Raw genomic sequence first — 18,613 nt, 5'->3', positions numbered from 1 at the left:
TTCGCCTTCCTCTTCCCGCAACGCTGAGACCCCGACATGGCAACGCTTGTTCTCGGTGCAGCCGGCGCCGCCATCGGCGGTTCGATCGGCGGGGCGATCCTCGGCGTGAGCGCCGCGACCATCGGCGGCTTCATCGGCTCGAGCATCGGCTCGGTCGTCGACAGCTGGATCATCTCGTCGCTGGCGCCGACCCAGCGCATCGAGGGCGCGCGGCTCGACACGCTGCGCATCACCTCGGCCACCGAGGGCGCGGTGATCCCGCGGCTCTATGGCCGGATGCGGATGGGCGGCAACATCATCTGGGCGACCGATTTCCGCGAGGAGACGAAGACCACGACGCAGGGCGGCGGCAAGGGCGGCGGGGGCGGCAAGGTCAAGACCACCGAGTATCTGTACTACGCCAGCTTCGCGGTGGCCTTGTGTGAAGGCCCGATCACCGGCATTGGCCGGATCTGGGCCGACGGCAAGCCGATGGACCTCTCCGGCGTCACCTGGCGCTGGTATCCCGGCGACGAGGCGCAGACGGCGGACCCGTTCATTGCGGGGAAGATGGGCGCAGCCAACACGCCCGCCTATCGCGGCACCGCCTATGTCGTCTTCGAGGAACTGGCGCTTTCGACCTACGGCAACCGCCTGCCGCAGCTGTCCTTCGAAGTCTTCCGGCCGCTCGCCGATCCCGACACCGCCGAGGGGCTGACCCGCGCCGTCACCATGATCCCGGCCTCGGGCGAGTTCACATATGCCACGCAGGCCATCCGCAAGACCGATGGCGGCGCGACGATGCCCGAGAACCTGAACGCGCTGGCCGACTCCACCGACATGGTGGAGGCGCTCGACCGGCTGCAAGCGATGGCGCCTGCGGTCGAGAGCGTCAGCCTCGTCGTGGCCTGGTTCGGCGACGACCTGCGCGCGGGCTCCTGCAAGGTGCGGCCGGGCGTCGAGGTCTCGGCCAAGTCGACCACGCCCGCCAGTTGGTCGGTGAACGGCGTGAGCCGTGCCAACGCCTTCCTGGTCAGCCGCGACGACCAGGACCGCCCGGTCTATGGCGGCACGCCGTCCGACTTCGCCGTGGTGCAGGCGATCCAGGAGATGAAGGCGCGCGGGCTGCGCGTGACATTCTACCCATTCATCCTGATGGACGTGCCGCCCGGCAACACCCTGCCGAACCCCTATTCCGACAACGCCGCCGAGACCGGCCAGCCCGCTTTCCCCTGGCGGGGCCGGATCACCTGTTCTCCAGCGGCAGGCTACGCGGGATCGGTCGACAAGACTGCCACGGCCGCAAGCCAGGTCGCGGCGCTGTTTGGCGCGGCGACACCTGCGAGCTTCAGCGTGGCGGGTCAATCGGTTTCGTGGACAGGCACGCCCGGCGACTGGGGCCTGCGCCGCATGGTGCTGCACTATGCCCATCTCTGCGCGGCGGCGGGCGGGGTCGATGCCTTCCTGATCGGCACCGAGATGCCGGGGCTGACGACGGTCCGCTCGGGCGCGGCCACCTATCCGGCGGTGCAGGGCTATCGGGACCTCCTTGCCGATGTGCGGTCCATTCTCGGGGCCGGGACGAAGATCGGCTACGCCGCCGACTGGTCGGAATACTTCGGGCACCAGCCGGGCGACGGCTCGGGCGACGTGTTCTTCCACCTCGATCCGCTCTGGGCGGACCCGGAGATCGATTTCGTCGGCATCGACAATTACATGCCGCTGTCGGACTGGCGCGACGGGTTCGAGCACGCGGATGCGCAGGCGGGCTGGCCTGCGATCTACGACCGGGCCTATCTGCAGGGGAACATTGCGGGCGGGGAAGGCTTCGACTGGTTCTATGCCAGTGCGGCTGATCGGGTGGCACAGGTGCGCACCCCGATCAGCGATGGCGCGGCGGGCAAGCCATGGGTTTTCCGCTACAAGGATCTTCGCGCCTGGTGGTCGAACGCGCATTACGACCGCCCGGGCGGGGTGGAGAGCGGCACGCTGACGGCGTGGGCGCCGGAGTCGAAGCCGATCTGGTTCACCGAGCTCGGCTGTCCCGCCATCGACCGGGGCACGAACCAGCCGAACGTCTTCTTCGACCCGAAGTCGTCCGAGAGCTTCACGCCGCATTTCTCGCGGGGCTGGCGCGACGACGCGATCCAGCGCGCCTATCTCGAGGCGACGTACCTCTGGTGGGGCGTCCCGGCGAACAACCCGGTGTCATCGGTCTACGGCGGCCGGATGGTGCATGTGCCGGAATGCGCCGCCTGGACCTGGGACGCGCGGCCGTACCCGTTCTTTCCGGCGCTGACCGATGTCTGGACGGACGGGGCGAACTGGCGGCTGGGGCACTGGCTGACCGGACGGCTTGGCGCGGTGTCGCTGGCGGCGCTCGTGCGGCACCTCTGCCTGCGCGCCGGGCTGCCCGAGTCCCGGATCGACGTCACCGGCCTCTGGGGCGCGGTCGAAGGCTACGCCATCACGGCGCTGGAAAGCCCACGCGCCTCGATCACAACGCTGTCGCGGCATTTCGGCTTCGACGCCGTCGAGACAGAGGGGGGGATCCGCTTTGTCATGCGCGGCCGGGCCTCCGTCGCCACCCTCGCGCCCGACGATCTGGTGGCCACCCGCGAGGGCGATGTGCTGGAACTGACGCGCGGCCAGGAGACCGAACTGCCGCAGGCCCTGAAATGGCAGGTCGCCCGCGCCGACGAGGATTACGACGCGGCCCTCGTCGAGGCCCGGCGCATCACCGTGGACACGACCCGGATCGCGTCCGAGTCCTTTCCAATGGCGGTGCCGCCCGAGGAGGCCGAGAGGCGCTGCCGCCGCGCGCTGATGGAGGCGTGGGTGGGCCGCGAGACGGCGGCGTTCCGTTTGCCACCCTCGCGCCTCGCGTTCGATCCGGCCGATGCGATCCGGCTCGCGCATGACGGGCGTCTGGTCGATCTGCGGCTCGTCTCCATCGCCGACGCGGCAGCGCGCGGCATCGAGGCGGTGCGGCAGGACCGTGCGACTTACGATCTGCCGCCCGGCGATCCCCGCGCGGCGTCGCTGACGCGGGCCGTGGTGTTCGGCGCGCCGGACGCGGTGCTGATGGACCTGCCGCAGCTGACCGAGGACCAGCCCGCGCATCGACCGTTTGTCGCGGCGCACGCTCTTCCCTGGCCGGGCGAGATGGCGGTGTTCCGCAGCCCCTCGACGGACGGGTTCGAGTTGCTGACCACGTTCGGCAGCCGCGCCCGGATCGGAGCGCTGGTCTCGGACTTCTATCCGGGCCCCACCTCACGCTTCGACCACGGCAATGCGCTTGTGGTCGATCTGCTCACCGGCACGCTGGAGAGCGTCACCGACCTGACGCTGTTGGGCGGCGCCAATGCGCTGGCTATCGAGAGCGCGCCCGGCACCTGGGAGATCGTGCAGGCGGGCGCGGCCGAGCTGCTGGCGCCGGGTCGATACCGGCTGACCCGGCTCCTGCGCGGCCAGCGCGGCACCGAGGGCGCGATGGGCAATCCGGCGCCCGCTGGCGCTCTTGTCGTGGTGCTGGACGCGTCGCTGGCGTCCCTGCCGATTGCCGAGGCCGATCTCGGATTGCCGTGGAACTGGCGCATCGGTCCGGCGAGCCGCCCCGTCAGCGACGAGACCTATGTGGCGCAATCCTTCACGCCCGCGGGCGTCGGGCTGCGGCCGTTCTCCGGCGCCCATGTCGAGCAGCCGTGGCGCAGGCCGCGCACGCCCGGCGATCTGACGATCCGCTGGACGCGCCGGTCCCGAGCTCTCGCGGCCGACAGCTGGGGCGGGCTAGAAGTGCCGCTCGGAGAAGAGCTCGAAGCCTACGAGGTCGAGATCCTTGATGGCGCGACCGTTAAGCGGGTGCTGAGCACCGCCACCACCAGCGCGGTCTACACCGCCGCAGACCAGACCGCCGATTGGGGCGCGCCGCTCGGCCCCGGTGACACGCTCGACAGCCGCATCTACCAGCTCTCCGCCCTCGTCGGGCGGGGCGCGCCCAAGACCCTCACGCTGATACTCTGAAGGCCATCCCATGTCCGACGCCACGACCCATCTCCTGCTGCCCTACATCCTGGCGGCGCAGGCCCAGAAGCACGTCACCCACAACGAGGCGCTGCGGCTGCTCGACGGGCTCGTGCAGCTCTCCGTGCTCGACCGCGATCTGACAGCGCCGCCCGGCAGTCCCGCCGATGGCGATCGCTACATCGTCGCCTCGGGCGCGACGGGCGAATGGTCCGGATGGGACCTGAACGTCGCGCTCTGGACCGATGGCGCCTGGCTGCGACTTCCCCCGCGGATCGGCTGGCGCGCATGGGTCGAGGACGAGGGCCTGCTGCTGGTCTACGATGGCGCGGGCTGGCTCGGGACCACACCGGCGGCGCTGCAGAACATGGCGCTCCTCGGGGTTGGCACCACGGCGGATGCATCGAACCCGTTCTCGGCCAAGCTCAACGCCGCGCTCTGGACGGCGAGGACCGTGGCCGAGGGCGGCACCGGCGACCTGTTCTACACCATGAACAAGGAGGCGGCCGGCGACGATCTCGGTTTGACCCTCCAGACCGGCTTCGTGACCAAGGCGCTGGTGGGGCTGTTCGGGTCGGACCGCTTCCGGCTCGCGGTCTCCGCCGACGGCAGCACCTTCTTCGACGGGCTGAGCGTCGACAACGCCACCGGCATTGTCGATCAGCCCCGGCTGCCGCGGTTCAAGGCTTACACGAACTACGACAACTACGTCGGCGTCGGCACCTGGACCAAGATCGGCCTTAACAACACCGACTACAACGATCAGGGCGCGTTCGACGCCGTGAACAACCACTTCGTCGCCCCCGTGGACGGCACCTACCTCTTCGGCGCGACTCTGCTGTACAAGATCAACGCCAGCGCCACCGCCCGCATGCGCGGGCGGCTCGTCCTGAACGGCACGACCGAAATCCGCGGCTCCCTCGGCGAAATCTCCGCCACTCATGTCTCGCTCGCTACCGCGATCTGGCTTCAGACCATGGTGCCGCTGACGGCAGGCGATACCGTCGAGCTGCAGGGGTATTTCCGGGTCGCGGACGGCTACTTCGCCGCCGACCACACGTCCTTCTGGGGCTGCAAGGTCGGCTGAGCGGCGGAAGGAGGATCCGATGAACCCACCCCGATCCGAGGGCTTCGTGCGCATGCCCGACGCCGAGTTCGAGGCGATCTTGACCCGGGCGGCGGAGGAAGGCGCCAAGCGTGCGCTGGCCGATGTCGGCCTCGACGGCGACGAGGCCGCGCTCGACATCCGCGATCTGCGCTCCCTGGTCGACTGCATCCGGCTGGTCCGCCGCACCGCGATGCAGACCGCCGTCCGCATGATCACCACCGGCGTCATGCTGGCGCTGCTCGCGGGTATAGCGATCAAGCTGAAGATCTTCGGCGGCGGCCCGTAGCCGCTCAACACCCCCGTTCACCAGCCCAACCGCACCCGCCCTCGAGGCGGTTTTCTTTCGTTTCGGAGGACCCTCATGACCACGACCTTCCACCGCCATTGGCGTGATGTGCCGGAGAGCGCCTGGCGCTGGCCGAATTTCTCGCCCGCCGAGATTGCATGCCGGGGCACCGGCAAGCTGCTCGTGAACGAAACCGCGCTCGACAAGCTGCAGGCGCTGCGCGACCGGCTGGGCAAGCCGCTGATCGTCCGCTCCGCCTACCGCAGCCCAGAGCACAACCGTGCCGTGGGGGGCGCGGGCCGGTCGAAGCATCTCGACGGCGCCGCCTTCGACATCGCCATGGCGAACCACGATCCGGTGGCCTTCGAGGCTGCGGCGCGCGAGGTCGGATTCCTCGGCTTCGGCTTCTACCCGCGATCGGGGTTCATCCATGTCGATCTCGGGCCCGCGCGGCAGTGGGGCGAGCGGTTCCCGGTCCGGGCGACGGCATTTGCAGCCGAGACGCCGCCCGCGCGCGAGGTGCTGGCTGACAGCCGCACCATGAAGGGCGGCGGGGCAGCCGGTGTGGCGACGCTGGGCGCGGCGGGCGTCGAGGTGGCGCAGCAGGTGCTGGCCGAGACCCAGACCGCGATCTTGCCGCTTGTGCCGTATCTCGACACGTTGCGTTGGGTATTCATCGCCGTGGCGCTTGGCGGCATCGCGGTCACGATCTACGCGCGTCTCGATGACTGGCGCCGAGGGCAGCGGTGATGGCCCCGCTCCTGATCGGGTTCGCCGCCAGCCCATGGATGCGGGCCGCTTTGCGCTACGGCGCCATCATCCTCGCCCTGCTCCTGTTCCTGCTTTCGCTTCGGCGGTCCGGCGAGCGAGCGGGACGCCTCGCTGAACGCCTTCAGACCACGGAGAAAGCCAATGATGTCCAACGCCAGATGCTCGAGGCGACGGCTCGTCGTCCTAGGTCTCGCGACGAGCTTGCTGAGCGGCTGCGCAACGGTCGGTTCTGAGCCCGGCATCGCGACCGTCTGCCCGCCCGTGGTAGAGTACAGCCGCGAGTTCCAGGCGCGCGCAGCCGAGGAGCTCGCGCGGCTGCCGCACGGGTCGGCCATCGCCGAGATGCTGAGCGACTACGCCGTGATCCGGGATCAGGTCCGTATGTGTTCTCGCCCCTGATCAAGAGCCGAATTGGAGCCTCAAGGTCAGGCAGCAGCGTAGCTGGTAAAGACCTCGTTCGATCCGTCGCGCCGGATCAGAAACACGTCGTAGGCCTCGCGCTGGCTTTCCGGTCCCATCCCGGGCGAGCCGTAGGGCATGCCTGGCACTGCGAGGCCGACCGCGTCGGGGCGTTCCAGCAGGAGACGGCGAATGTCGGCAACAGGGACGTGACCCTCGATAATGTAACCATCCACACGACCCGTATGGCAGGAGACCATCTCCTGCGGGATGCCGTTGTCCAGCTTGTAGCGCATCAGAAGCGTCCCGGCGCTCGCCTCGGTCGTGACGGCGAAGCCGTCGTTCTCGAGGATCTCGATCCAGGCCGAGCAGCAGCCGCAGTTGGGGTCCTTCATCACGTGGATCGCCGGACCGGCGCCTTGCGCCAGAGCCCTCAAGGGCGACGCAGCCGCCAGCGCAGCTGTACCGATCAGGAGCTTGCGGCGGGAAAACATGTCTTGGGTCATCTGATGTTCCTTTCGAGGTTGGATGTGTGGGCTGGCAGATCAGAGGTCGACCCGCCTGAGCCGCAGGGCGTTGGTGATCACCGAGACCGACGACAGGCTCATCGCCGCCGCCGCGATCATCGGCGAGAGCAGAAGTCCGGTGACAGGGTAAAGCAGCCCGGCGGCGATGGGGACGCCAAGCGCGTTGTAGGCGAAGGCGAAGAACAGGTTCTGCTTGATGTTCCGCAGGGTGGCGCGGGCGAGCTTGCGCGCCCGCACGATGCCCATCAGGTCGCCGCCCAGCAGGGTGATGCCTGCGCTTTCCATCGCAACATCGGCCCCGGTGCCCATGGCGATGCCGACATCGGCGGCGGCGAGCGCGGGGGCGTCGTTCACCCCGTCGCCCGCCATGGCGATCTTGTGGCCGTCGCGGCGCAACTGGTCGATCAGGTCCTTCTTGGCCTCGGGCAGGATGCCTGCGCGCACCTCGTCGATGCCGAGCTTGCCCGCCACCGCCTGCGCCGTGCGTTCGTTGTCGCCCGTCGCCATGATCACCCTTAGCCCTTGGGCATGAAGTTCCCGAATGGCCTGCGCGGTACTCTCCTTGATCGGGTCGGCGACCGCCACGATGCCGACGAGCGCGCCGTCAAGCGCGACGAACATCGCCGTCTTGCCCTCGGCGCGCAGGGTGTCGGCCTTTGACTCGGCCTGCGCGGTGTCGAGCCCCATCTCCCGCATCATCGCCGCGTTGCCTAGCGCCACCGCGCGCCCACCGACCCGGCCCTGTACGCCCTTGCCAGTGACGGCGTCGAAGTCCGTGGCCTCCTGACGCGGCGCACCCTGCGCCTCGGCTCCCTCGACAATCGCCTCAGCCAGCGGGTGTTCCGAGCCACGCTCCAGCGCTGCGGCCAGCGACAACAGGTCGGTCTCGGTGACGTCCCCGAGCGCAACCGTATCGGTCAGCTTCGGCTTGCCCATGGTCAGCGTGCCGGTCTTGTCGACGATGAGCGTATCGACTCCTGCCATTCGCTCCAGCGCCTCGGCGTCCTTGATCAGCACGCCCGCCTGTGCGCCGCGCCCCGCCGCCGTGGTGATGGAGATCGGTGTCGCCAGCCCCAGCGCGCAGGGGCAGGCGATGATGAGGACCGACACGGCCGAGGCGATTGCGAAGACCAGCGCGGGCTCCGGGCCGAAGATCAGCCAGACCACGAAGGCGACGATGGCGATGACCACCACCGTCGGCACGAATATCGCCGACACCCGGTCGGCCAGCCCCTGGATCGGCGCGCGGGACCGCCGCGCGTTCGACACCATCGCCACGATCTGCGCCAGCACGGTATCGGACCCGACCTTGCCTGCCTCCATGACCAGAGAGCCGTTCTTGTTGATCGTGGCGCCCGTCACCTCATCCCCCGGCCCCTTTTCCACCGGCATTGACTCGCCGGTCAGCATGCTTTCGTCCAGCGACGAGCGGCCCTCGATCACCGTGCCGTCGACCGGAATGGCGTCGCCGGGACGGACCCGCAGCCGGTCGCCCTCCATGATGTTCTCCAGCGGCGCATCGTATTCAGTGCCGTCCGGCAGGATGCGCCGCGCGGTCTTCGGCGCCAGATCCAGAAGCGCGCGGATCGCATCCCCGGTGCGTTCTCGCGCTCGGAGTTCCAGCACCTGGCCCACGAAGACCAACGCGACGATCACCACCGCCGCCTCGAAATAGGTGCCGACGCCGTGGCCCATCCGGTACTGTTCCGGAAACACCCCCGGCAGGAACGTCGCGACGAGCGAGTAAAGGTAGGCCGCCGCCACGCCGATGCTGATCAGCGTCCACATGTTTGGGCTGCGGTTCACAATGGAGTCCCAGCCGCGCCGGAAGAAAGGCAAGGCGGCCCAGAGGATGATCGGCGTTGCCAGCACGAACTCGAGATAACTTGCGGTCTGATGCCCGATCCAGTCGCGCACTGGCAGCGCGACCAGTTCACCCATCGTCAGGATGATGAGCGGCACCGCCGCCGCCGCCGAAATCCACATCCGACGCGTGAAGTCGGTCAGCTCCTCGCTGGGCTCATCCGACGGCACCATCGGTTCCAGCGCCATGCCGCAGATCGGGCAGGACCCCGGCGCATCGCGGACGATCTCGGGATGCATCGGACAGGTGTACTGGACGTTGGCCGGAGCAGCCTTCTTCTGTCCGGCGGCCCGGCCCGAGGCGTAGAACCACGGATCCGCCTTGAACTTCGACTGGCATTTCTCCGAACAGAAATGAAAGGTCTCTCCCTGGAACTCGGCGTGACGCCCGTCCGGCTTGACCGCGACCGTCATCCCGCAGACCGGGTCCTTTGCGGTATTCGCCCCCGCCGGAATGTCGGGCGCCGCGTGATGGTGATCGTGCTCCATAGTCTGCCAGCCTTTCGATCTCTTGTTTCAGCTTGCCGCTTCCAGCCGTTGGAAGCTCAAGCTCTTTTCAATGGTGGTCGTGAGCGCCTTCCAGGGCGGGATTCCGTGCGAGGAAGATTCCGACGAACAGGAACACCAGCGCCATGCCGATCGCACCCAGGACGACGATCAAGGGGTCGGACTGCCATTTCATCGCGGCGAAGGCGGCCAGCACCACGGCATCAAGTGCGATTGCCGTCAGCAACACCCAGCCCCGAGCGCCGATTTCTTCGCGCAGATGCCGGAACACGCCGAAATGGATGATCATGTCCATCACCAGATAGAAGAAGGCCCCGAGCGAGGCGATGCGGCTGAGGTCGAAGAAGACCGTCAGGAAGCCTGCGATCACGACGGTGTAGACGAGTGTGTGGTCCTTGATCGTGCCTGGCATCCCGAAATGGCTGTGCGGGATCATCTTCATGTCCGTCAGCATCGCCAGCATCCGCGAGACGGCAAACACGCTGGCGATCAGGCCCGAGGCAGTTGCCACCAGCGCAAGCGCCACCGTCAGGTAGAAGCCGGTTTGCCCGAGGGCTGGTTGGGCCGCTTCAGCCAGCGCGTAGTCCTTCGCCGCCACGATGCGATCGAGCGGCAGGCTGGAGCCGACCGCGAATGCGACCAGCAGGTAGACGACGACGCAGATGGCGATGGACAGGACTATGGCCCGGCCCACGTTCCGATGCGGATTGGTCACCTCGGCGCCGCTGTTGGTGATGGTCGTGAACCCCTTGAAGGCGAGAATGGACAGCGCGACCGACGCCACGAACCCACCCGCACGAAAATCTCCGCCCGACGCTTCGAACGAAATGCCGCTGGCCCACAGACCGGCCGCCCCGAACAGCGCAATGCCGCCCACCTTGAGAATGGCCATGATAATGGACAGCAGCCCGACCGACCGGTTGCCAGAGACGTTCACGAGATAGGCGAAGACGATCAGCCCCACGCCGAGGACCGGCACGAGAATGCTGTCCGGATCGCCGCCGAAGGCTCGCAGGGTGTAGGTTCCGAAGGTGCGAGCGACGAGGCTTTCGTTGATGACCATCGACAGCGCCATCAGGAGAGCTGCGCCCGCCGCGACCGTCGTCGGTCCGTAGGCTTTCTTCAGGATCATCCCGATGCCGCCCGCAGACGGGTATGCGTTCGACATCTTGATATAGGTGTAGGCGCTGAAGGCGGTCACGATGGCGCCGACCACGAACGAGAGCGGGAAGAGAGGCCCGGCGAGTTCGGCGATCTGGCCGGTCAGCGCGAAGATGCCCGCGCCGATCATCACGCCGGTGCCCATGGCTACCGCACCGGAAAGGGTGATGCTGTTCTTCTGGTACTCGCTTCCGGTCATGGATTTCCCTTTTCAGGCTTTTGCCGCATGGCTACCCAAAGCAGTGGCAGGCCCGTCAAGAGGCCGAGGCCAAGTACTGCCCATGTCGCCCGGCCCAGATCTCCGCTCACCGCCTCGCCGCCGAAATGGGCCAGCAGGAAGCTTGCCGGAATGATCCCCGCCAGTGTTGCCAAGGCGAAACGCCAGGCGTGCAATCGGCTCAGTCCGGCCGCGTAGCTGATCATGTCGAAGGACACGAAGGGCATCAGGCGGCTGGCAAGAACCGTCGCCGTCAACGCGTTCTGCGAGCCGAGCAGCCCGGCATCGACGCGGTCCCCGAACACCCGCCGCAGGACGTCATGCCCCAGAACCCGTGCGAGACCGAAGGCGATCAGCGCCCCGAGCTCGGCGCCGATGACGACCTGCACGGTCCCCCAGAGATGTCCGCAGGCCGCTCCGGCCGCCAGTGCGATGGGTGCACTCGGGATTGGGCTGGCCACGACCGCGATGGTCATAAGCGTGACGATCAGGACCGGCCCCCAGAGACCCGCACGCGCCACCAGCGTTTCCAGACGCTCGGGCTCCAGGAGGCTGCGCGCCTCGGCGAACACCGAAGGCGCGAACTGCCAGACAGCGAGCAGTCCGATGCCGAGGATCGCAAGGCCCGCGAGAATGGTGACGCGCAGGCTCATCTCAGACCGCCGCGACGGCCTTCGCCAGGAGGTCGCGCACCTCGCCCGCCACGGCCGTCAGTTCGGCGTTCTCAATCGCCTGCATCGACGCCACAGGATCGATGGCACTGACTTCCACGCCACCGTCGACCTCGCGCAGGATGACGTTGCATGGCAGCATCGCACCGACGCGCGGTTCGATCCCGATGGCCTGATGCGCCATCTTGGGGTTGCAGGCGCCGAGGATGCGGTAGGCGGGCATCTCGACATCTAGCTTCTTCTTCATCGTCGCCTTGACGTCGATCTCGGTCAGGATGCCGAAGCCGTGGTCGGTGAGGGCCTTCCGCGCGCGAGCGTCGACGTCGTCGATACCGGCGTCGGGGAACATTCGATTGATCGTGTAGGTCATTGCCAACTCCTTTTTTCTATTTCCGAAGATACTTGATCAGCGCTGCTATGGCCAAAACCAGCAGCACGAGGATCAGCAGGCCGAAGAGCCAGCCAAACCCCATTCCGAAACCCATTCCGGGGCCCATGTCGTTCCAGTTCATCATCTCATCCTCCTGATTTTTACCCGCAGGGTGCGTCTTTTGGCCGGCCCTCACGACAACATGGGGCAGGACAGACCAGGATCGGTGCCGGGCGGGGCGCCATGTCCGGACGACCCGCTGGGATCAGACGGACGCCGTGACCGCGAATTCGGTCATCATCCCCGTCGTAAGGTGCGGCATGTGGTGGCAATGCAGCATCCATCGGGCGGCCTCACCGACATCGAGGGCGACATCGACCATCGACATCGGTGGCACGTGAACCGTGTCGCGTAGTGCACCGGCGACCCGACGCCCGTTCAGCCCGACGACCTGGAACACATGGCCGTGCAGATGCATCGGGTGCGCCATCATCGACATGTTGTGGAACGACAGCACGACCCGCTCACCGCTGCGTGCGGTGATCGGCTGGTGCTGGCCCCAGACTGCCCCGTTTATCGTCCAGACGTACGGCTGCATCGAACCGCCCAGCATCAGCATCTGGCTGCGGTCCACGGGTCGATCCGGCAGAGCGTCCAGCGCGATGAGGCGCGCCTCCTGCGCCAGATCGGTGTCGAACGCGGGCGCTTCGGCATCCGCCATTGCATCGAGACGCCGCACTTCGGCACCCTGCGTGGCGAGGATCAGGCCGGTGCGCTCGCGCGCGCCTTCGCGCAGGGCGAGGATCGGCCAGGCGCCGCCTTCGTGCGGCAGGTCGATCTCGATGTCCAGACGCTGGCCCATTGCCAGACCGAACCGCGTGCCGGCGAGAGGTTCGACCGCGTGCCCATCTACCGCGACCAGCCGCGCCTCGGCACCGCCGGTCTCGATCCAGAATACCGTCGCCGCAGCGGCGTTGATGACCCGAAGCCGGATACGGCCACCGCGCTCGACCTGGACCACCTCCGGGTCCGACAGGGTCCGGTCATTGGCGAGATAGGCGTCCCAGTCATAGTCGTTCAGGTCCATGGCCATGCCGCCCATCTGGCCGCCCATACCCATCATCCCGCCCATTCGGGGCATGTTGCCCATCGGCATGCCGCCCGTGGCGCCATGGCCCATGGCCCCGTGATCCATGCCCTGCATCGCCCCCATGCCTCCCATGGGAGCGCCCTGATCGGGCAATGCACCGGCACCATGGCCCGCGCCGTGCCCGCCGCCATGACCTGCGCCGATCTCGGCCAGAACCTCCTCGGGGGCCTTGAAGGAGAAGTCATGAAGGAACATCACGACGTCTTGCCGGTCGGCAGCAACGTCCTCGGCCGAGCGCACGATCAGCGGCGCGGCGAGCAGCTGCATCTCCTGGGTGGGCACATGGCTGTGCATCCAGTGCGTGCCGGGCCGTGCCTCGAAGTCGTAGGATCGGGTTTCACCCGGTGCGAGGAGGGGCATCGGCATGTCCGGCACACCGTCCTGCGCGTTGGGCGGGATCTGTCCGTGCCAGTGGATGATGGTACCGACGTCCAGGTCGTTGGTCAGATCGACCCGGAACCTCTGGCCGGGGTCGAGGATCAGTCCCTGACCGCCGGGGCCGGCAAGCCCGAAGACCGTGGCAGCGCGACCGTCGATGTCGAGCGTGCGCGTCGCAGCGGAGAGGCTGATCGGCGCCACCCCTTGCGCGAAGGCGATGCGGGGCAAGTGTGCAGCGCCAATGGCGGCCGCACTTGCGGCAAGAAAGCCGCGTCGAGAAAGCATGTTCATGGTCGTCTCCTCGGGACTTCCGTCCCGTTCATCAATACCGATGGGGCGCCTCGGGCGTCTGCCCGGGCGCGCTCAGAGGAGACGGAGCTTGGGAGGTCGTTCGTTCAGTCCCGGCGCACGGCTGACGTGGATTGCCGCGGACGGGACGTCATGACTGGCGGCGCCGTAGGCGTGCCCGGCTTCCTCGCCTGCCGACGTCAGGAAGGCAGAGAGGCCTGCGCATACGAACTCGCACATCTCGGCATCGGCCGATCCACAGTGCTCTCCAGCGTCACAGTCGAAGCCCGAAATGACCGGAGAGTGCATCATGTCGGCGACATGCATCGCGTGATCCACACCGGAATTCATGCTCATGCGTGTCGCATGCGCGGAGGTCACCGTCGTCACCACGGTGATCGCGAGTATGGCAAGCATGGTGACGACACGTTCGAGCATGCTGCAAAGATAGGCATTGCTCACGAGAATGTCCATTGTCGCAGGCGCCTCGCCGCTGGCACAACGTGGTCTCGACCAAACGCGAATGTTATTCCGCAGTGATCGGCGATAGACGTCTTGAAAAAAGCTCTCCGAAATACTGTCGTGATCGGTCTGGTCGTCGGAGGTGTGATCCTCGCGGTCTTTGCTGGCTGGCGTTATGCCGGTACCGCATCCACCGCCGTGGCGTCGGCGGACATCATCGCGCAAGGACGCCAGATCTATGCGGATCAGTGCGCCGCCTGCCACGGCGCGGAACTGGAGGGCCAGCCGGGCTGGCGCTCGCCGCTTCCGTCCGGCCGGTTGCCGGCGCCACCCCACGACGCCAGCGGCCACACCTGGCACCATCCTGACGATGTCCTGTTCCGCATCGTTAGGGAAGGCACCGCCGCCGTGGTCGGCGGCGGATACGAGAGCGACATGCCCGGCTTCGCAGACGTGCTGAGCGACGCGGACATCCGCGCCGTTCTCGACTACATCAAGAGCACATGGCCAGAGCGCGAGCGCCGATACCAAGAGAGGGTGTCGGAGGCAAACTGACATTCCCCATGGTCGTCGGCTGCTACTCGCGCCAGGCCAGTTCGCAGACCGAGTTAGAGGAACGTCGCCGACCAGGTCAGCACCATGAAGCCGCCGAGCGACTGCATCATGTTGACCATCCGTATCGGCCCGGTTGCCTCGATCTGCGTGTACCCGAGCGTGGCGAAGTTGACGCCGGAGAAGTAGATCAGGCCGCTCCAGCATGGGTCGTAGCTGCCGTCGAAGCCTCCCACGCCCCAGCCCTGCAGCGCCCTGTAGACTGCGGCGAAAGCCAGGATTTCAATCGTGTGGAGCGCGAGCAGCCCGACGAACGCCACCATGATCGCCGCCTGCGGTCTCTCTTTCGAGTTCGGCTTCACGCCCCGGACGGCCAATAGCCCCGTAGTGGTGCGCGACCAGATGGCGGCCACCAGCGCGAAACCGAGCAGAAGCCCGATTCCAGTTGCAGCATGTTGAGCACTCGCGGCGGAACAGTACCCCGAGGTTTATGTTCTCAGCGCTCGGCCCTGCGGCATGGCAGCGGAACCATCGCCCTGCCGATGATCTGATCTCAGGCCTCACGTTCCGGATCAAACGCAAGAAGCCGCAGCGCGTTCAGTGTGACGAGCACCGTCGCGCCGGTATCTGCAAGGATCGCGATCCACAGCCCGGTAATGCCGAGGATCGTCGTCACCAGAAACACCGCCTTAAGGCCGAGCGCGATCGCCACATTTTGCCTGATGTTCGCCATGGCTGCGCGAGCAAGGCGAATCTTGCCGGCCACATCGGTCACGCGATTGCGCAGGATCGCGGCGTCCGCGGTTTCGAGCGCGACATCCGTTCCCGAGCCCATGGCCACGCCGATGTGGGCGGTGGCGAGTGCAGGGGCATCATTGATGCCGTCGCCCACCATCATGACATGGCCCGTGGCCATCATCTCGCGGACCGCCGCGACCTTGTCTTCAGGCATCAGTTCGGCGCGATGCTCAATGCCCAGCCCAGCGGAAATGGCTGCTGCCGTGCGCCGGTTGTCGCCGGTCAGCATCACAGACGCGATGCCAAGCGCCTTGAGTTGCTGCACCGCGCGGGCGGCATCCTCTCGGGGTTCGTCCCGGAGCGCTACGAGTCCGACCAACTGGCTCCGGCGGAAGACCGCGACGACTGTCTTGCCTTCATCTTCCATGCCGACCACCGCCCGGAGCGCGTGGTCGTCCAACACACCGCGCTCCCCGGCGAACCGTGGAGAGCCCACCCAGGCGGTTTCACCCTCAACGACTGCTTCGGCCCCTTTGCCCGGAAGCGCTTTGGCGGCGGTCGCGGCCAGGAACGGCGCTCCCGCAGCTTCCGCGCGGGACAGGATCGCCTCCGCCAGAGGATGGCTCGACCCCGCTTCGACGGCGGCAGCCAGCGCCAGCACCTCTGTCTCCGATCCCGAGATCGGCACCACGTCCGTGACGCGCGGCCGTCCGTGGGTCAGGGTTCCGGTCTTGTCGAATGCGACATGCGTGGTGGCCGCCGCGGCCTCGATCACGGCGCCTCCTTTCATCAGCAGCCCGCGACGCGCGCCTGAAGAAAGCGCAGAGGCGATGGAAGCCGGTACCGAGATCACCAGCGCGCAGGGGCATCCGATCAGGAGAAGCGCGAGCGCCCGGTAGATCCACGTATCCCAGCCTTGCCCGAACGCGAGGGGCGGGACGATGGCCACCAGCACCGCAACTCCGACGACGGCCGGCATGTAGATGCGGCTGAAACGGTCGATGAAGCGCTCGGTCGGGGCCCGGGCGCTTTCCGCTTCCTCGACCAGCCGGATGATACGGGCAATGGTGTTGTCCTCGGCCGACTTGGTGACCCGAACACGCAGCGCCGCCTCGGAATTGATGGAGCCGGCAAAGACGGAGGCACCGGGTTCCTTCAGCTTCGGCACACTCTCGCCCGTGACGGCGCTCTCATCGACGCCCGAGGTGCCCTCGATAACTTCGCCATCTGCCGGGACCCGGTCTCCCGGGCGCACCAGAACGATCTGGTCCACCTGCAGCTGGTCGGCTGGTATCACCCGAGTCCGGCCGCCGATCTCCAGGATCGCGGTCTTCGGTACCAGACGAGCGAGCGCCCGGATCCCGTCGCGGGCCTTGTTCGCCGCAACACCTTCGAGAACCTCCCCGACGGCGAAGAGGAAGACGACGAGCGCCGCTTCCTCGGCGGCGTCGATGACGAGCGCGCCGCTGGCGGCGATTGTCATCAGCATCTCGATCGTGAACGGCATCCCCGCTCTGGCGGACGCGACGGCGCGGCGTGCGATAGGGGCGACACCAATGAGCGTCGCGAGGATGAATGCCCACGTTGCCACATCCTGGGAGGCGAGCAGTTTCACGGCCCATGCCGCCGCGAGGAGGAGACCGGTGCCGATCACCAGTCTGCCCTTCGCGGTCTGATACCAACGCGAACCGGGCCCGGGACCGCTCTCGGGCCCTGTCGATCCAGCGTTGGGCTCGAGTCCTGCGGCATCTCGCGAGCCGTCCGCACGGGACGCTTGCTCATCGTCCGGCAGCACGAAGCCTTTCCGATCGGGGCTCGATCCTTTCGCCGCGATCCCGTAGCCGAGCCGCTTGACGATTGCTTCGATCTGGTTGCGAGGGGTCTGCCCTTCATCCAGAGTCAGCCGAAGCCGCTCGGTCATTAGCGCCACATCGACGTCGCTCACGCCAGGCAGGCGTTCGACCGCACCCCGGACCTTGCCGGCGCACGACGCACAGTCCATCCCGGAAACCGTCCATTCGTAGGTTGCACTGTCGTTCGCCGTCATCACGCCCTTCCAACCCGCCCAGCGGGCAACATTGTATTTGCTGAGTCGGGAACCTAAGGTCTCTAGTAGCTATAGCTTCAAGAGGAAATCTGATGCTCACCATCGGAAAATTGGGCGAAGCGGCCGGCGTGAAGGTTCCGACGATCCGCTACTACGAGCAGATCGGGCTCCTGCCGGAGCCAGATCGCAGTGCCGGGAACCAGCGGCTCTATGGGCAGTCGGCACTGGATCGGCTAGCCTTCATCCGCCATGCGCGGGAGCTCGGTTTTCCGCTGGACGCTATCCGAGACCTTCTGAGTCTCTCTGACAGACCCGATCAATCCTGCGCAGCCGCCGATGTCATCGCCAGGGCGCAGCTGGCCGAGGTTGAAAGCCGCCTTGCGCGCCTGACTGCGCTGAAAGGCGAACTTGAGCGCATGGTCGTGCAATGTGCAGGCGGTCGGATTGCCGATTGCCGGGTCATTGAAGTTCTGGGCGACCATTCGCTATGCGCAACCGATCACCAGCATCCGGAGAGCGAGGCGGCATCGTGAAAGCACCCGGCACCCTCGCCATCTACATCGGTGCCGCTCTGGCCGAGATTGCGGGCTGCTTTGCGGTCTGGGCATGGATGCGGCAAGGCGCGAGCGCGCTCTGGCTGGTCCCCGGCCTCCTGAGCCTGGCCGTCTTCGCTTGGCTCCTGACCCTTGCCCCCTCCGATTTTGCGGGGCGGGCCTACGCAGCTTATGGCGGGGTCTATATCGCAGCCTCGCTCCTCTGGCTGTGGCTCATCGAGAAGCAGCGCCCGGACACTTGGGACCTGACAGGTGCCGCAATCTGCCTCGCCGGTGCGGCCGTCATCCTGTTGGCGCCGAGGGCGGCTGGTGGATGATCGGGGGTGCTCTCCAAGATCAAGGCAGCCGACTGCCGCTCATCGTTGCCGACATCACGATAGAGCCAACCTTTGCGGACGGACTCCCGCTCTTCCAGCGTAGCAGCTGTGCGCATCAAATAAAATCAATGACTTATACTGGAGAAGGTTGGACGTCAGACCCATCCCCTCCGCCACTTGCCCTCGCGAAAGCGTTCTCCCGATCCGGCTGCGGCTGGATTTTCTCGTTGCTTTCGAGGGTTATA

General features: G+C 66.9%; 18 protein-coding genes. 8 read left to right on the top strand and 10 right to left on the bottom strand.

The features are described from left to right. Window positions 1–36: 36 nt before the first annotated feature. The 5 genes from JNC62_RS20595 to JNC62_RS20575 all read left to right on the top strand — a co-directional run bounded on the left by JNC62_RS20595 (window position 37) and on the right by JNC62_RS20575 (window position 6,400). Window positions 37–4,002, top strand: coding sequence for a baseplate multidomain protein megatron (locus JNC62_RS20595; protein WP_123644175.1), 3,966 nt, complete (start codon window positions 37–39; stop codon window positions 4,000–4,002). 10 nt (window positions 4,003–4,012) lie between these two features. Beyond that, the gene (locus tag JNC62_RS20590) at window positions 4,013–5,089 is read left to right on the top strand and encodes a DUF2793 domain-containing protein (protein WP_093359542.1); all 1,077 of its coding nucleotides are present in this window, start codon (window positions 4,013–4,015) and stop codon (window positions 5,087–5,089) included. A 19-nt stretch (window positions 5,090–5,108) separates the two neighbouring features. Beyond that, window positions 5,109–5,396, top strand: a complete 288-nt coding sequence (locus JNC62_RS20585; protein WP_075784372.1) for a DUF6127 family protein — start codon at window positions 5,109–5,111, stop codon at window positions 5,394–5,396. Between the two features lie 75 nt (window positions 5,397–5,471). Next, window positions 5,472–6,146: a YcbK family protein gene (locus JNC62_RS20580; RefSeq protein WP_062563563.1), complete on the top strand. Its 675-nt coding sequence runs from the start codon at window positions 5,472–5,474 to the stop codon at window positions 6,144–6,146. Continuing rightward, a complete protein-coding gene (locus JNC62_RS20575) occupies window positions 6,146–6,400 on the top strand; it encodes a hypothetical protein (protein WP_203561091.1) in 255 nt (84 codons plus the stop codon). Before JNC62_RS20580 ends, JNC62_RS20575 begins: the two co-directional genes overlap by 1 nt. Before the next feature lie 192 nt (window positions 6,401–6,592). Here the strand turns inward: JNC62_RS20575 and JNC62_RS20570 are convergent, their stop codons facing one another. The 8 genes from JNC62_RS20570 to JNC62_RS20535 form a co-directional block, all read right to left on the bottom strand. After that, window positions 6,593–7,072, bottom strand: a complete 480-nt coding sequence (locus JNC62_RS20570) for a DUF411 domain-containing protein (RefSeq protein ID WP_045685040.1) — start codon at window positions 7,070–7,072, stop codon at window positions 6,593–6,595. A gap of 39 nt (window positions 7,073–7,111) precedes the next feature. Then, window positions 7,112–9,445, bottom strand: coding sequence for a heavy metal translocating P-type ATPase (locus JNC62_RS20565; protein ID WP_062563565.1), 2,334 nt, complete (start codon window positions 9,443–9,445; stop codon window positions 7,112–7,114). Between the two features lie 67 nt (window positions 9,446–9,512). Next, window positions 9,513–10,823, bottom strand: a complete 1,311-nt coding sequence (locus JNC62_RS20560; protein WP_045681289.1) for an APC family permease — start codon at window positions 10,821–10,823, stop codon at window positions 9,513–9,515. Further along, window positions 10,820–11,494 carry a TVP38/TMEM64 family protein gene (locus JNC62_RS20555; RefSeq protein WP_062563566.1) on the bottom strand — a complete coding sequence of 225 codons (675 nt, stop codon included), beginning with the start codon at window positions 11,492–11,494 and terminating at the stop codon, window positions 10,820–10,822. The genes JNC62_RS20560 and JNC62_RS20555 overlap by 4 nt, the downstream gene beginning before the upstream one ends. Window position 11,495: 1 nt before the next feature. After that, window positions 11,496–11,882: a DUF302 domain-containing protein gene (locus JNC62_RS20550; RefSeq protein ID WP_045681285.1), complete on the bottom strand. Its 387-nt coding sequence runs from the start codon at window positions 11,880–11,882 to the stop codon at window positions 11,496–11,498. A 16-nt stretch (window positions 11,883–11,898) separates the two neighbouring features. Continuing rightward, window positions 11,899–12,027: a hypothetical protein gene (locus tag JNC62_RS20545; protein ID WP_264224588.1), complete on the bottom strand. Its 129-nt coding sequence runs from the start codon at window positions 12,025–12,027 to the stop codon at window positions 11,899–11,901. Between the two features lie 120 nt (window positions 12,028–12,147). After that, the gene (locus JNC62_RS20540; RefSeq protein WP_062563567.1) at window positions 12,148–13,701 is read right to left on the bottom strand and encodes a multicopper oxidase family protein; all 1,554 of its coding nucleotides are present in this window, start codon (window positions 13,699–13,701) and stop codon (window positions 12,148–12,150) included. A gap of 72 nt (window positions 13,702–13,773) precedes the next feature. Next, window positions 13,774–14,172, bottom strand: coding sequence for a hypothetical protein (locus tag JNC62_RS20535; protein ID WP_045681279.1), 399 nt, complete (start codon window positions 14,170–14,172; stop codon window positions 13,774–13,776). Window positions 14,173–14,253: 81 nt separating this feature from the next. Between JNC62_RS20535 and JNC62_RS20530 the strand changes: the two genes are divergently transcribed. Next, complete coding sequence (locus JNC62_RS20530; RefSeq protein ID WP_082724933.1) at window positions 14,254–14,715, top strand: c-type cytochrome; 462 nt, start codon at window positions 14,254–14,256, stop codon at window positions 14,713–14,715. Between the two features lie 53 nt (window positions 14,716–14,768). Here the strand turns inward: JNC62_RS20530 and JNC62_RS20525 are convergent, their stop codons facing one another. Next, on the bottom strand, window positions 14,769–15,035 hold the full coding sequence (locus tag JNC62_RS20525; RefSeq protein ID WP_123193413.1) for an ion channel: 267 nt from the start codon (window positions 15,033–15,035) through the stop codon (window positions 14,769–14,771). 230 nt (window positions 15,036–15,265) lie between these two features. Continuing rightward, window positions 15,266–17,497: a heavy metal translocating P-type ATPase gene (locus JNC62_RS20520; RefSeq protein WP_062563568.1), complete on the bottom strand. Its 2,232-nt coding sequence runs from the start codon at window positions 17,495–17,497 to the stop codon at window positions 15,266–15,268. Window positions 17,498–17,589: 92 nt separating this feature from the next. Here JNC62_RS20520 and JNC62_RS20515 point away from each other — a divergent pair, with 92 nt between their 5' ends. Continuing rightward, the gene (locus JNC62_RS20515; RefSeq protein WP_045681275.1) at window positions 17,590–18,030 is read left to right on the top strand and encodes a MerR family transcriptional regulator; all 441 of its coding nucleotides are present in this window, start codon (window positions 17,590–17,592) and stop codon (window positions 18,028–18,030) included. Next, complete coding sequence (locus JNC62_RS20510) at window positions 18,027–18,368, top strand: YnfA family protein (RefSeq protein WP_244304760.1); 342 nt, start codon at window positions 18,027–18,029, stop codon at window positions 18,366–18,368. Before JNC62_RS20515 ends, JNC62_RS20510 begins: the two co-directional genes overlap by 4 nt. Window positions 18,369–18,613: the final 245 nt, after the last annotated feature.

This window comes from Mycoplana ramosa, assembly GCF_041930185.1.
GTDB classification, from domain to species: Bacteria; Pseudomonadota; Alphaproteobacteria; order Rhizobiales; family Rhizobiaceae; genus Mycoplana; species Mycoplana ramosa.
This window is presented reverse-complemented; position numbering and strand designations above follow the sequence as displayed.

What these genes read in the sequence shown, in the direction of transcription:
- JNC62_RS20540 (WP_062563567.1), bottom strand. Translation starts at nt 13,701, where the DNA reads ATGAACATGCTTTCTCGACGCGGCTTTCTTGCCGCAAGTGCGGCCGCC.
- JNC62_RS20515 (WP_045681275.1), top strand. Translation starts at nt 17,590, where the DNA reads ATGCTCACCATCGGAAAATTGGGCGAAGCGGCCGGCGTGAAGGTTCCG.
- JNC62_RS20590 (WP_093359542.1), top strand. Translation starts at nt 4,013, where the DNA reads ATGTCCGACGCCACGACCCATCTCCTGCTGCCCTACATCCTGGCGGCG.
- JNC62_RS20575 (WP_203561091.1), top strand. Translation starts at nt 6,146, where the DNA reads ATGGCCCCGCTCCTGATCGGGTTCGCCGCCAGCCCATGGATGCGGGCC.
- JNC62_RS20570 (WP_045685040.1), bottom strand. Translation starts at nt 7,072, where the DNA reads ATGACCCAAGACATGTTTTCCCGCCGCAAGCTCCTGATCGGTACAGCT.
- JNC62_RS20555 (WP_062563566.1), bottom strand. Translation starts at nt 11,494, where the DNA reads ATGAGCCTGCGCGTCACCATTCTCGCGGGCCTTGCGATCCTCGGCATC.
- JNC62_RS20535 (WP_045681279.1), bottom strand. Translation starts at nt 14,172, where the DNA reads ATGGACATTCTCGTGAGCAATGCCTATCTTTGCAGCATGCTCGAACGT.
- JNC62_RS20560 (WP_045681289.1), bottom strand. Translation starts at nt 10,823, where the DNA reads ATGACCGGAAGCGAGTACCAGAAGAACAGCATCACCCTTTCCGGTGCG.
- JNC62_RS20580 (WP_062563563.1), top strand. Translation starts at nt 5,472, where the DNA reads ATGACCACGACCTTCCACCGCCATTGGCGTGATGTGCCGGAGAGCGCC.
- JNC62_RS20585 (WP_075784372.1), top strand. Translation starts at nt 5,109, where the DNA reads ATGAACCCACCCCGATCCGAGGGCTTCGTGCGCATGCCCGACGCCGAG.
- JNC62_RS20550 (WP_045681285.1), bottom strand. Translation starts at nt 11,882, where the DNA reads ATGACCTACACGATCAATCGAATGTTCCCCGACGCCGGTATCGACGAC.
- JNC62_RS20565 (WP_062563565.1), bottom strand. Translation starts at nt 9,445, where the DNA reads ATGGAGCACGATCACCATCACGCGGCGCCCGACATTCCGGCGGGGGCG.
- JNC62_RS20520 (WP_062563568.1), bottom strand. Translation starts at nt 17,497, where the DNA reads ATGACGGCGAACGACAGTGCAACCTACGAATGGACGGTTTCCGGGATG.
- JNC62_RS20525 (WP_123193413.1), bottom strand. Translation starts at nt 15,035, where the DNA reads ATGGTGGCGTTCGTCGGGCTGCTCGCGCTCCACACGATTGAAATCCTG.
- JNC62_RS20545 (WP_264224588.1), bottom strand. Translation starts at nt 12,027, where the DNA reads ATGATGAACTGGAACGACATGGGCCCCGGAATGGGTTTCGGAATGGGG.
- JNC62_RS20595 (WP_123644175.1), top strand. Translation starts at nt 37, where the DNA reads ATGGCAACGCTTGTTCTCGGTGCAGCCGGCGCCGCCATCGGCGGTTCG.